The following is a 12,246-nucleotide window of genomic DNA, read 5'->3' as shown; positions in this document are numbered from 1 at the left end:
TTCCGCAACCGCCGCTCGACAATCTTCGAAGTGGAAGCGCTCCGGTTATAATCCCCGAAAATGGGAGTCGACCGCTTCGATGCGCAAGATAAGCTCTTTGGATCTCGACTATTGTCGGTTATGTCCGGTGCACCGATGGTTCGGCCGGAGCCGCTGCACCTTCCTACGGAGGACGATGGATCGTTCTCGGCGTTACCGCCACGCGTACCCGGATGCTTCCGACGGCCGTTTCTTGGATAATGATCAAAATTTAGCCCTTCCGACACACTTCCGATGAGCAGCGAATCAAAACCCTGGGCAGGCCGTTTCACCGAGGCTACCGACGCTTTCGTCGAGGCATTCACCGCATCCGTTGATTTCGATAAGCGCCTGGCTCCCCACGATATCCAGGGGTCCATCGCTCATGCCGCCATGTTGAAGCGCATCGGCGTTTTAAGTGAGGAAGAATGCGAAATCATTAGGCACGGATTGGAGCAAATCCGGGCGGAGATCGAGCGCGGCGAATTTGCCTGGTCAATCAAGCTCGAAGATGTGCATATGAACATCGAGGCGCGACTCACCGAGCGCATCGGCGAAGCAGGGAAGAAGCTGCATACCGGCAGGTCCCGAAACGACCAGGTGGCCACCGACGTTCGGCTGTATCTACGCCACGAAATCGATCGCATTGGCGGCGAGATCCTTCGGCTGCGGCAGGCTTTGCTGGATTTGGCGGAGCGCGAGGCGGATACCATCATGCCCGGCTTCACTCATCTTCAAGTCGCCCAACCGGTAACTTTCGGTCATCATTTATTGGCTTGGAACGAAATGCTGGCGAGAGATCACGAACGCCTGCTCGACTGCCGAAAACGCGTCAATGTCATGCCTTTGGGCGCCGCAGCCCTGGCCGGCACGACTTTTCCGCTGGACCGGTTCTATACCGCCGAGCTGCTCGGGTTCGACCGGCCGGCACCGAACTCCCTGGACGCCGTGAGTGACCGCGATTTCGCCATCGAATTCACCGCCTGTGCCGGCCTCATGATGATGCATTTGTCGCGGTTTTCCGAAGAGCTTATTCTGTGGACTTCGGCCCAGTTCGGTTTTATCGAATTGCCGGACGCCTTTTGCACCGGCTCGTCCATCATGCCGCAAAAGAAAAATCCCGACGTACCGGAACTGGTGCGAGGAAAATCGGGGCGTGTCTTCGGGCACCTCATGAGCCTGCTGACCTTGATGAAAAGTCAGCCCTTGGCTTACAACAAGGACAATCAGGAAGACAAGGAACCCTTGTTCGACACGGTCGATACCGTGAAAAATTGCCTGCGGGCATTTGCCGACATGATGCCCCACGTAAGACCGAATCGGGACGGCATGTACGCCTCCGCAAGCAAGGGCTACGCGACAGCCACCGATCTGGCGGACTATCTGGTCCGTAAAGGGGTTCCGTTCAGGGACGCCCACGAGATCGTCGGCAAGGCCGTGCGCTTGGGTATAGAAACGGGCCGCGATCTTTCCGGGTTGTCCTTGACCGAATTGCAACAATTATCTGCTACGATCGGCCCCGATGTTTTCGATATCCTGACGCTGGAAGGTTCCGTCAGAGCACGCAACCACTTCGGCGGCACCGCTCCTGAACAAGTCCGGGCTGCCGTAAAGCAGGCTCGGCAAGGTCTTGAGGAGATGGCCAAAACTTGATTACCGACGAGCGTGTTACAACTCTCATCGATCTGATGCGCCACGGCGAGCCGGTTGGCGGCAGCCGCTACCGCGGACAGATGGATGATCCCTTGAGCGACAAAGGCTGGGCGCAGATGCGGGCCGCGGTCGGCCATCATCATCCCTGGGAGGTTATCATCACCTCTCCCCTGGCCCGCTGCCAGGCCTTCGCCGAAGAACTGAGCGAGCGAGGCGGAATCCCGCTGGAAATCGAACCCCGACTGAAGGAAATCGGTTTCGGTGCGTGGCAAGGGAAAACGCAAGAGGAAATCACTCAATACGATCCCGGCTTGATCCAGCGTTTTTATCGCGACCCCATGAACAACCGCCCCGATGATTCCGAGGGGCTCGCGGAGTTCAGAAATCGCATCGTCTCGGCCTGGAACGACATCCTGAACCTCCACGCCGGGAAGCATATGCTCATCGTTTGTCATGCCGGAACGATTCGCATGGTGCTCGCCCATATTCTGGACATCCCTTTGTCGAACCTGTTCCGAATCAAGGTCGCCACCGCCGGAATCACTCGGATCGAATGCCTGGAGCAGGGTGAAGAGTTCCTGGGGCAGCTCGTTTTTCACAATGGTTCGCTGCTCGTGCCTTAGCGGGCATGCGGGAGACCTCGCGAGCCGGCCGACGGGCAAGCGCCCGGAATGCAGTACACGGCGTATCAGCTTACCGGCCGATCTTCGCTAAGCGCTATCCACCCGATTACGACACGGTAAACGATCCAGATCGTGTTCGCGGTCAGAATGACATAGCCTATGAACAGGAACAAGGTCAGACCGCCCACGATTCCCCACAGGATACTGTACCAGAAAGTTTTGATTTGCCAGCGAAAATGGGTCTCAAGCCAAGTTCCCGACACGTCCGGCCACTTCACGTAATTGATGACCGCTGCGACGAAATAGGTTACTCCAACCAGGAACGAAGCGGCCTGCAAGGCATAAATGACCTGAGTAAGCCGCTTCTCTTTGCCGAGATCTCTCGCATTGGATTCGGGGAAGATTTTGCCCTGCATCTTGAATCTCCGGGGTTCAGCCAATTTTAGGCATTCTTCCTAAAATTGGACCTCAAGTGCTCATTAAATGCTTGGAGCCGATCGATGGTACCGATATCCATCCAGAAACCGGCATGCACTTCTCCGCTCACCATACCGTCCGCCATCGCCCGCCTTAGCAAAGGAGCCAGAGGAAATTTGCCCGGCGAGCAGCCGGCGAACAGCTCCGGCCGATAAACGCCGATGCCGCTGAAGGTCAATCGGCTATCCCCACAATCCAGAACCATCCCGCCACGCAGAGCGAAATCGCCCCGCGAATGATGGGGAGGATTCGGCACCAGAACCAGATGAGCCAATCCGGAAGGCTGGCCACGAAGCTGCGAAAACGGATAATCGCTGGCGATATCGCCATTGACCACGAGAAAAGGCTTCTCGCCCAAAAGCGGCAACGCCCGGAAAATCCCTCCGCCGGTCTCGAGCGCTTCGCCTTCTGCGGAATAGACTATTCTTGCTCCGAGACGGGCGCCGTCTCCCAAATGGGCTTCGATCCGCTCTCCGAGATAGGCCGTGTTGACGACGATGTCGACGAACCCGCCGCGAACCAATGCTTCGATGGTGTGCTCGATCAGCGAGCGACCGCCCGCCGTCAACAGCGGCTTGGGTGTGCCGTCGGTCAGAGGCCGCATGCGTTCACCGCGTCCGGCCGCCAAAACCATGGCTTTCATAAGGCCTCACCCAAAGCCATTCGGGGTAGGACCCGGTATTCCAGGTAGCGGAGGAAACCGGTGAATTCCGGATAGCGTTTGCACACATAGATGACATAGCACATGGTGCGAGGGATATCCTTGAGATAACCCGGTTTGCCGTCGCGCAGCTTAAGCCTGGAGAAAATCCCTATGGCCTTGAGATGACGCTGCATCCCCATAAGATCGAACCAGCGCCGAAATTTGTCGGGACCGACCGAATCGAGCAGACCGTTTTCGCAAAGGCTGGAGTAATGATCGATCATCCAAACATCCACCATTGAAGGCGGCCATGAAACATAGCAGTCGCGCAGCAGCGATACCAGATCATAGGTAACGGGCCCGACGACCGCATCCTGAAAATCCAGAACCCCCGGATTGTGGCACTCGATGACCATCAGATTGCGGGAATGATAATCCCGATGCACGCAGACTCTGGGCTGCTCCAGCGCCGAGTCGATCAAAACCCGCTTCAAATCATCCAAGAGGCCGGCTTCTCCGGCATCCGGCGTCAACCCCAAAAGCCGGTCGAGAAACCATTCGCGAAACAAATCCAGTTCAATTCCGAGCAGCCTTTCATCGTACGGAGGCAATCCCGAGACCTCGATATCCACGCCTTGCTGCAATCGCATCAAAGCGTCCAAGGCGTCCTCGTAGAGGCGGTCGACGGACCCGGCGTTCAAACAGTCCAAATACGATCGGGTTCCGAAATCGGTGAGCAGCAAAAAGCCTCGCGCTTCGTCGACGGCGATGACCTCGGGCGCCTGAACGCCGGCGTTCCGAAGGAGAGCCGCGACCCTGACGAATGGTCGAACGTTCTCCTTGGGCGGAGGCGCATCCATGACGATGTACGAATTACCGTCGAAATAGGTTCGAAAATAACGCCTGAAGCTGGCATCGCCGGAAGCGGGCTCTATGGCGTCCACCTCAAGCTTGAGGGTTTCCGAAAGCCAGACGGAAAGCGCGTCGAGCCGTTCATCTTGCTGTATTGTCATGTTGACGGTCCCTGTGTCGAAAAATACTCGAATATCTCGGGTCTTACGGTAGAATGCAAAATTTGGATCGGATATTTCACCATAAAGAACAGTTTTAAGATAATGCCGTCCGCGATCCCGCTCCCATCGCACCCATTCCCGATTACTTTTCGAACTTAACCGCGTGGCAGCCACTTTGCAACTCGCCTTTCGGACTTAAAGCCCCCTGCCGCAGCATGGTGTTTCTCCTTCAACTCATTCCTGGTCGGTGGATGTTATTTTTCTGCCTTGGCCTGGTTCCCCCCAGCCTTTTGGCGGCGGCCTCAGACTGGGACTGCCAGCGCAGCACGGACGATAAGGAGTGGGTCTGCGTCACCAAGAACTCCAAACCCGATGGCGGAACCTCTCCGCCTGCAAAGGAGGAAACGATCAGCCGGCCAACGCCCCGGGAACCCGTGCCGGCGGCAAAACCCGAGCGGCCTCCCAGAATTGCGGAACAGAAGAGCGCGCATCCTCCGATCCAGAAGATGCCGCCCAAATCGGTAGCAGCGGCCAAGCCGCCCGGATGGAACTGCCGGCCCGGCGAATCCGGCAAGGACTGGGACTGCTCCCTGGTCGGACCGGATCCGAAAGGCCTCGCCCATGTCGTCTCCGAAGAAAAGGAAAAGATCGAAAACTGGGCGGAAACGACCACGATTACCGAGGAAGACGAGCAGCGCTTCCGCAATTTGACCGCCTTGCTTTCCGCCGACCCCTGGGCTCAGGCCTGCGCCGGCAAATCGGAATCGGCTCCGATGACCGAGTTTTTGCTGACCCCTCTCGACAAACTCGCGCGCGAGAAGGAACCGCTGGACATTCGGTCCGACTATGCCGAAATGGTGGATGACGAAATGGCGACCTTTATCGGTACCGCCGAACTGACGCGCGCGGATCAGAAGTTGTGGGGAGATTTCGTCACCCACAATACGGTTTCGGAAACCTTGAACGCACGCGGTAACGTCATTTATCAAGAGAAAGGGCTGACTTTCGCCAGCGATACGGGCTTTCTGGAACTCGATACGAACCGTGGCGTTCTGCGCAATGCCCAATTCATCCTTGAAACGATCCCGGCACGGGGCACTTCGCGCCTAACCCATTTCGACAGCAGCACTTTATCGCGTTACGAGAAATTCACCTACACCACCTGTCCGCCCGGGGACACGGACTGGATGCTTCATGCCCGTAACGTCAAGATCAATAAGGAGACCGGACGCGGCTCGGCCAAACATGCGTGGCTAGAATTCAAGGGCGTACCGTTCCTTTACACGCCGTACATGAGTTTTCCGGTGGACGACCGGCGCCAGAGCGGCTTTCTGACGCCCACTTTCGGCAATACCAAGGTGGGTGGCTTCGATTTCTCGCTGCCTTATTATTTCAATTTGGCGCCCAATTATGATGCGACCTTCACGCCGCGTATGCTGACCCGGCGCGGCGTGCTGTTGCGCGGCGAATTTCGCTACCTGACCGAAATGACCCGGGGCACTGTGCTGGCGGAGTACATGCCCAAGGACGATGTCCGGGGCGATAGTCGTGGTCAATTTGGCTTCTTGAACGATACCCGGTTCACCGAAAACTTGTTTTCCCGCGTGGACGCGCATTACGTGACCGACGACCGCTATCTGAACGAACTGGGCAACCCGCTGCGAATTGTCGACCGTCGGCATATCCGCAGCTATGGCCAGCTCAACTACGTCGGCTCGAACTATAGCATTTCGACGTTGGCCGATTATTATCAGACGATCGACCCGACGATTCCTCCGGCAGGGAGACCTTATTACCGCCTTCCACAGGTGACTTTCAACTACGGTCAGGCCATCGGCAATACCGGCCTGGTCTTCAATGGCCTCAGCGCGTTCGCGAACTTCAGGCATACCGGAGGAAAGGTCACGGGACAGCGACTCAATCTGATCCCACGGATCTCGTACCCATGGCGGGGTGCCGCCGGCTTCGTCGTTCCAAGCCTGAGCTTGCAGCACACCCAATATTGGCTGCAAGATCAGGTTCCCGGCGTCAACGACAGCCTGAGCCGAACCGCGCCGATCTTTTCCGTGGATAGCGGACTATTCTTCGAGCGGGAGTTCGAAGTAGCCGAGACGCCCCTGATCCATACCCTGGAACCACGGCTTTTTTATCTATACATTCCGGACAAGAACCAGAAAGACCTTCCCATATTCGATACCGGCGAATACGACTTCAGCTTTTATCAGTTGTTTCGCGAAAACCGCTTTACCTCGGCCGACCGTCTAGGCGATGCCAATCAGATCACACTGGCACTCACCTCGAGACTGATCGATCAAGCCTCCGGCATGGAGCGCCTTCGGGCAAGCATCGGCGAAATCTTCTATTTCGACGATCAAGATGTCACTTTGTCCAACACCGCCCCGACAAACAGGGGCAAATCCAACTTGGTGGGCGAAGTCTATTCCAGATTGACCAATACCTGGTCTGTGCGCAGCGGCGGACAGTGGAACCCGGAGGGAGGCACCATCGATCGTGGCCAAATCGCCCTGCAGTATGACGACCGCGACAACCATCTGCTCAACCTGGCCTATCGGTTCCGCCGCGATCAAAACAACATCGATACCATTCGCCTGGACATGACGGACGTGTCCTTCCGGTTGCCGTTCGCAAAGGGCTGGAACGCCATCGGACGCTGGCAATACTCGCTGCTCGACCAGGTGACGCTGGAAAGCTTTCTGGGAATCGAACGCGAGACTTGTTGTTGGCGTTTCAGCCTCATAGGACGGCATTACATCAACGACATACGGACCCAGACCGATGGCGGCAATGTCGCCAATAACGAGGTATTCTTTCAGCTTGAGCTGAAAGGCTTGACCCGTTTCGGTCGCCAGGTCGACCGCTTCCTGCAGCGCAGCATCAGCGGTTACCGCCTCGAAGACGACTAATTGAATACAACCGACCATGTCAACGACAGCGCTTTTCCTCTCCAATAGGTCTTCAATCGGCAGATTCATTTTGTTGTCGCTTTTCCTGTTGCCATGTATTGCAATCGCTGACGAACCCATCGATCGCATCGTGGCCGTAGTCGAAGACGGCGTGATCCTCGAAAGCGAACTGCGACAAAAAGTCGAGTCTCTCAAAGCCGGGCTGCGCCAGAGCAATATGCAGCTACCACCGGATGAACTTTTGACACGCCAGGTTCTCGAGCGTCTGATCATCGACAAAATTCAGGTCCAATTAGCCGAGAAAGCGGGCATCCGGATCGACGACGAAACCCTGCGGCAAGCGGTCCAGCAGATCGCCCAGCGCAACAACATGAGCTTGGAGGCATTTCGCCGCTCTTTGCGGGAAGAAGGGATCGACTATGCCGGATTCATCGAACAAATCCGCAACGAGATCACCGTCGGACGCCTGAGAAGCAGTCAGGTCAACGGCCACATCAAAGTCAGCGACCATGAAGTCCAACACTATTTGGAAACTCATGGGAAATCGGATGTCAATCACGATAGCGAATATCTGCTGGGCCATATTCTGATCGCGACCCCACAAGCGGCATCGCCTTCCGAAGTGCAAAAGGCCAAAGAGAAGGCCGAAAAATTGATCGAAGAGCTCAACCACGGCTTGGATTTCAAACAAGCCGCGCTGACAACCTCCGACGCGGCACAGGCGCTTAGCGGCGGCGATCTCGGCTGGCGCAAATTGAGCCAAGTACCTTCCCTCTTCGTCGATGTGGTACCGACAATGGCGGAAGGCGACATCGAAGGTCCCATTCGAAGCCCGAGCGGGTTTCACATCATCAAACTGCTTGGAATCAAAGGCGGCGAGGACGAGCGCATGATCAAAACCCACGTGCGCCATATCCTGATAAAACCCAATGAAGTCCTGTCCGATGAAGACGCGAAGCAAAAGCTCTTAAACCTTAAAGAGCGCATCGATGGCGGCGAAGACTTCGCTGCACTGGCACGCGGCCATTCGGACGATAAAGGATCGGCGATCAAGGGCGGCGATCTCGGCTTTGTCCAGCCGGGGGCGCTGGTACCGCCTTTCGAAGAGGCCATGCGCCGGCTCGAGGTCAATCAGATCAGCGATCCCGTTCAAACCCAATTCGGCTGGCATCTCATCCAGGTATTGGAGCGACAGGAATCCAGCGACACCGACGAGCTGTTGAGAAATAAAGCGCGCGACGAAATATTCAAACGCAAGGCGGAAGAAGAAACCGAGCTTTGGCTGCGCAGGATCCGCGACGAAGCCTATGTCGAAATTCGGTTGAACGAGCCGGAAACCACCTCCTTCATCCCGTCCTTCCAATGATTCCGCGAATCTTATTGACCACGGGAGAACCTGCCGGGATCGGACCGGATTTGTGTGTTCAGATCGCTCAGCGGGAACTGGCCTGCGATCTTACCGTCATCGGCCATCCCCCATTACTGGCGGAACGGGCGCAACGACTGAAACTTAATCTCGAAATTCGAACCTCGGGACGCGACGATGTCCGGGCACATCAACCGGGATCGCTCAAGGTATGGCCCACCGCCCACGGCGCCGACCCCACTTGCGGCCGTTTGAACATTGCCAACGCTCCCTATGTTCTCGAAACCATTTCCAGCGGCGTTACCGCCTGCCTGGATGGACGCTTCGATGCCTTGGTGACCGCCCCCGTACACAAGGGAATCATCAACGAGGCCGGGATTGCCTTCACCGGCCACACCGAATTCATCGCCGCCATCAGCGGGGGTTATCCGGTCATGATGCTGGCGGCACCGGGACTCCGAGTCGCATTGGCGACGACGCACTTACCGCTGGCGGAGGTCAGCCGCAACATCACACGCGAACGCTTGTCCGCGGTGCTTGAGATACTTGATCGCGACTTGGTGGCCCGATTCGGCATACCCGCGCCGCGCATTCTCGTCTGCGGTCTCAACCCACATGCCGGCGAAGGCGGACATCTCGGACGCGAGGAAATCGAGATCATCGAACCGGTGCTGGAAAACCTCAGGCAGAAAGGCATAAAACTGTTCGGTCCATTGCCGGCGGACACCCTGTTTCTGCCGAAATATCTCGAACATGCCGACGCCGTATTGGCCATGTACCACGATCAAGGCCTGCCGGTACTGAAACACGCGGGTTTCGGGCGCGCGGTGAACATCACCTTAGGGCTCCCTATCATCCGCACATCGGTCGACCACGGCACTGCGCTGGATCTGGCCGGCAGCGGCAAAGCCGACGCCGGGAGCCTGGAAGCCGCCATCGATGAAGCGGTCGGAATGGCGGACCGCATGCTGCGAGGAGTCGTCGAGCCGGCATGAATCATTTCCCCCGCAAACGATTCGGCCAGAACTTTCTGCGCGACAGCAGCGTCGTGCGGAACATCGTTCTTGGCATCGCTCCCCGCCCCGAAGATCATCTCGTAGAAATCGGTCCGGGCCAGGGCGTCCTGACCGAAGCCCTGCTGCCGCTCTGCGGACGATTGGACGCAATTGAAATCGACCGAGATCTGGCCGAATCGCTGGAAACAAGATTTTCGGGCGACCACAATTTCCGCCTGCATCGGGCGGATGCCCTCAAATTCAGATTCTGCGGCCTGAGTTCGGGAGAAAAGCTTCGCGTCGTCGGCAATCTGCCTTACAACATATCCACGCCTCTGCTGTTTCATCTGTTCGGACAGACCGAGTGCATGGCGGACATGCATTTCATGCTGCAGAAGGAAGTCGTCGACAGGCTGTGCGCCGTTCCCGGAGACAAAAATTATGGACGGCTCGGCATCATGGCTCAGTATTATTGCCGTGCGGACAGTCTTTTCGAGGTTCCTCCGGAAAGCTTTTATCCCCGGCCGCAAGTCATGTCCGCGGTCGTTCGCCTGGTGCCGCACGCGACCAGGCCGGTCGACGTCGATCCCGAACCGTTGGGAAAAGTGGTCGCCGCCGCCTTTTCCCAACGCCGGAAGACGCTCCGGAATGCTCTCAAACAGCTTTTCGACGAAGGAGAGATGCGCCATCTCGAGATAGATCCGCGGGCACGGGCGGAAACGCTGGACTTGGCGGCCTATGCCCGCTTGGCCCGTGCGCTTCGGGACAGGCAGGGAAGTCCGACCGATTGATAGCGGCCGCCGATTGCTCGGCAGCCTCGACATCACATGCGAATCAGGTGATCACCGTCGGACCGGACATGCCGGAACGCGCCTTCACCTCTGAAAGATTCTCCGCCAACTCGATCAGATCTTTGAGCGCTTCCTGAGGATCTTGATTATGCTTCGCGGAATCGGGCTCATAACGTTCAAGATAGATTCTCAAGGTTGCCCCGTCCGTTCCCGTCCCGGAAAGCCTGAATATAATCCTCGCGCCGTTCTCGAAGATGATCCGAATCCCTTGCTTCTCGCTGACGCTTCCGTCCACCGGATCATGGTAGCTGAAGTCGTCCGCCACGCTGACTCGATAGGGGCCGAATGTCTTTCCGGCCAATTCGGGCAATTGCCCGCGCAAACGAGAGATGATGCCATCACCGATTTCCGCGGGCATTCCTTCGTAATCGTGGCGCGAATAGTAGTCGCGCCCGAACCGCCGCCAATGCTCGCGCACGATTTCGGCTACCGATTGTTTGCGGACGGCGATCAGATTCAGCCAGAACAGCACCGCCCACAGGCCGTCTTTTTCGCGGACATGATCGGAGCTGGTACCGAAACTTTCCTCTCCGCACAAGGTGATCTTGCGGGCATCGAGCAAATTGCCGAAAAATTTCCAGCCGGTAGGCGTTTCGAAACACTCGATACCCATCGCATCGGCCACCCGATCGACCGCTTGGCTGGTCGGCATGGAGCGCGCCACGCCCCGTAAGCCGTCCTTATAGCCCGGAAGGAGATGCGCGTTGGCGGCCAGGACGGCGAGACTGTCGCTCGGAGTAACGAAGAAATGGCTACCCATGATCATATTGCGATCGCCGTCACCATCGGACGCCGCGCCCAGCGTCGGGGGCCGGGCCCCGAACATGAGATCGGCCAGCTCGCGCGCATGGGTCAGATTGGGATCGGGATGCCCCCCTCCGAAATCCTCCAGCGGAATCCCATTGATGACGGAACCGATCGCGGCACCCAGCTGCTCCTCCAAGATGCGCTTCGCGTAAGGTCCGGTAACGGCATGCATCGCGTCATAGCAGAGAGAGATCGCTCCGGACTTCAGCGCCGACTCGACCAAGTTGAAATCGAACAAATGTGCCATCAACTGAGCATAGTCGCTGACGGGATCGATGATCTGAACGTCCATTTCACCCAGGCGGCTTTCGCCGAGTTCATCGATGTCAATATCGTCGACTGTAGCGATCTTGTACTGATCGATGACTCGGCTGCGAGCATGAACCGCATTGGTAAAACTCTCGGGAGCCGGCCCGCCGTTGGCTACGTTGAACTTGATGCCGAAATCTTCCTCCGGTCCTCCGGGATTGTGGCTGGCGGAGAGGACGAAACCGCCCTGCGCCTTGTACTTGCGGATCACGCAGGACGCCGCAGGCGTCGACAGCAAACCGGCCTGCCCTACCAATAACCGGCCGACACCGTTGGCGGCAGACATTTTGACGATGGTCTGGATCGCACGCCGATTGAGATAGCGTCCATCGCCACCGAGAACCAGCGTCTTCCCGGTTACATCGCCCAAAGTATCGAAAACCGACTGAACAAAATTCTCCAAATAGTTCTCTTGTAGGAAAACCTTCACCTTCTTGCGTAATCCTGAGGTTCCCGGCTTTTGATCGGAGTATGGAGTCGTCTTTCGAGTTTCGATTTGCATGGCTAGAATTTTCAATATGGCTGAACTCGTCTATTTATTCTACTCAGTCGCGTTAACAGTCGAGA

General features: G+C 57.1%; 10 protein-coding genes. 6 read left to right on the top strand and 4 right to left on the bottom strand.

The features are described from left to right. The first annotated feature begins 273 nt into the window (after window positions 1-273). Both argH and sS8_RS19410 read left to right on the top strand, forming a co-directional pair. The gene (gene argH / locus sS8_RS19415) at window positions 274-1,671 is read left to right on the top strand and encodes an argininosuccinate lyase (protein WP_119631208.1); all 1,398 of its coding nucleotides are present in this window, start codon (window positions 274-276) and stop codon (window positions 1,669-1,671) included. After that, window positions 1,668-2,294: a histidine phosphatase family protein gene (locus sS8_RS19410; RefSeq protein ID WP_232020367.1), complete on the top strand. Its 627-nt coding sequence runs from the start codon at window positions 1,668-1,670 to the stop codon at window positions 2,292-2,294. Before argH ends, sS8_RS19410 begins: the two co-directional genes overlap by 4 nt. Window positions 2,295-2,359: 65 nt before the next feature. Here sS8_RS19410 and sS8_RS19405 read toward each other — a convergent pair whose 3' ends face one another. From sS8_RS19405 to sS8_RS19395, 3 genes are read right to left on the bottom strand one after another with little or no spacing between them, the layout of a single operon-like run. After that, window positions 2,360-2,710: a DUF4870 family protein gene (locus tag sS8_RS19405; RefSeq protein ID WP_119631207.1), complete on the bottom strand. Its 351-nt coding sequence runs from the start codon at window positions 2,708-2,710 to the stop codon at window positions 2,360-2,362. Window positions 2,711-2,736: 26 nt separating this feature from the next. After that, on the bottom strand, window positions 2,737-3,414 hold the full coding sequence (gene murU, locus sS8_RS19400) for an N-acetylmuramate alpha-1-phosphate uridylyltransferase MurU (protein ID WP_119631206.1): 678 nt from the start codon (window positions 3,412-3,414) through the stop codon (window positions 2,737-2,739). Then, complete coding sequence (locus sS8_RS19395) at window positions 3,411-4,427, bottom strand: aminoglycoside phosphotransferase family protein (protein ID WP_119631205.1); 1,017 nt, start codon at window positions 4,425-4,427, stop codon at window positions 3,411-3,413. The genes murU and sS8_RS19395 overlap by 4 nt, the downstream gene beginning before the upstream one ends. Window positions 4,428-4,678: 251 nt before the next feature. Between sS8_RS19395 and sS8_RS19390 the strand changes: the two genes are divergently transcribed. From sS8_RS19390 to rsmA, 4 genes are read left to right on the top strand one after another with little or no spacing between them, the layout of a single operon-like run. Further along, entirely contained in the window at window positions 4,679-7,351 is a 2,673-nt protein-coding gene (locus sS8_RS19390; RefSeq protein ID WP_170161174.1) for an LPS-assembly protein LptD, read from the top strand. A gap of 16 nt (window positions 7,352-7,367) precedes the next feature. Beyond that, the gene (locus sS8_RS19385) at window positions 7,368-8,717 is read left to right on the top strand and encodes a peptidylprolyl isomerase (protein ID WP_119631203.1); all 1,350 of its coding nucleotides are present in this window, start codon (window positions 7,368-7,370) and stop codon (window positions 8,715-8,717) included. Next, on the top strand, window positions 8,714-9,712 hold the full coding sequence (gene pdxA, locus sS8_RS19380) for a 4-hydroxythreonine-4-phosphate dehydrogenase PdxA (RefSeq protein WP_119631202.1): 999 nt from the start codon (window positions 8,714-8,716) through the stop codon (window positions 9,710-9,712). The genes sS8_RS19385 and pdxA overlap by 4 nt, the downstream gene beginning before the upstream one ends. Next, window positions 9,709-10,503, top strand: a complete 795-nt coding sequence (rsmA, locus tag sS8_RS19375; protein WP_119631201.1) for a 16S rRNA (adenine(1518)-N(6)/adenine(1519)-N(6))-dimethyltransferase RsmA — start codon at window positions 9,709-9,711, stop codon at window positions 10,501-10,503. The genes pdxA and rsmA overlap by 4 nt, the downstream gene beginning before the upstream one ends. Before the next feature lie 43 nt (window positions 10,504-10,546). On the opposite strand, the gene sS8_RS19370 is transcribed toward rsmA, so the two are convergent. Beyond that, window positions 10,547-12,181: an alpha-D-glucose phosphate-specific phosphoglucomutase gene (locus sS8_RS19370; protein WP_119631200.1), complete on the bottom strand. Its 1,635-nt coding sequence runs from the start codon at window positions 12,179-12,181 to the stop codon at window positions 10,547-10,549. Window positions 12,182-12,246: the final 65 nt, after the last annotated feature.

It is taken from the genome of Methylocaldum marinum, from assembly GCF_003584645.1.
Lineage (GTDB): Bacteria > Pseudomonadota > Gammaproteobacteria > Methylococcales > Methylococcaceae > Methylocaldum > Methylocaldum marinum.
Note: the sequence above shows the minus strand (reverse complement) of the source record. Positions and strands in the feature narration are given on the sequence as shown.

Coding starts and splice junctions, on each gene's coding strand:
- argH (WP_119631208.1), top strand. CDS start 274: ATGAGCAGCGAATCAAAACCCTGGGCAGGCCGTTTCACCGAGGCTACC.
- sS8_RS19405 (WP_119631207.1), bottom strand. CDS start 2,710: ATGCAGGGCAAAATCTTCCCCGAATCCAATGCGAGAGATCTCGGCAAA.
- murU (WP_119631206.1), bottom strand. CDS start 3,414: ATGAAAGCCATGGTTTTGGCGGCCGGACGCGGTGAACGCATGCGGCCT.
- sS8_RS19395 (WP_119631205.1), bottom strand. CDS start 4,427: ATGACAATACAGCAAGATGAACGGCTCGACGCGCTTTCCGTCTGGCTT.
- sS8_RS19390 (WP_170161174.1), top strand. CDS start 4,679: ATGTTATTTTTCTGCCTTGGCCTGGTTCCCCCCAGCCTTTTGGCGGCG.
- sS8_RS19385 (WP_119631203.1), top strand. CDS start 7,368: ATGTCAACGACAGCGCTTTTCCTCTCCAATAGGTCTTCAATCGGCAGA.
- pdxA (WP_119631202.1), top strand. CDS start 8,714: ATGATTCCGCGAATCTTATTGACCACGGGAGAACCTGCCGGGATCGGA.
- rsmA (WP_119631201.1), top strand. CDS start 9,709: ATGAATCATTTCCCCCGCAAACGATTCGGCCAGAACTTTCTGCGCGAC.
- sS8_RS19370 (WP_119631200.1), bottom strand. CDS start 12,181: ATGCAAATCGAAACTCGAAAGACGACTCCATACTCCGATCAAAAGCCG.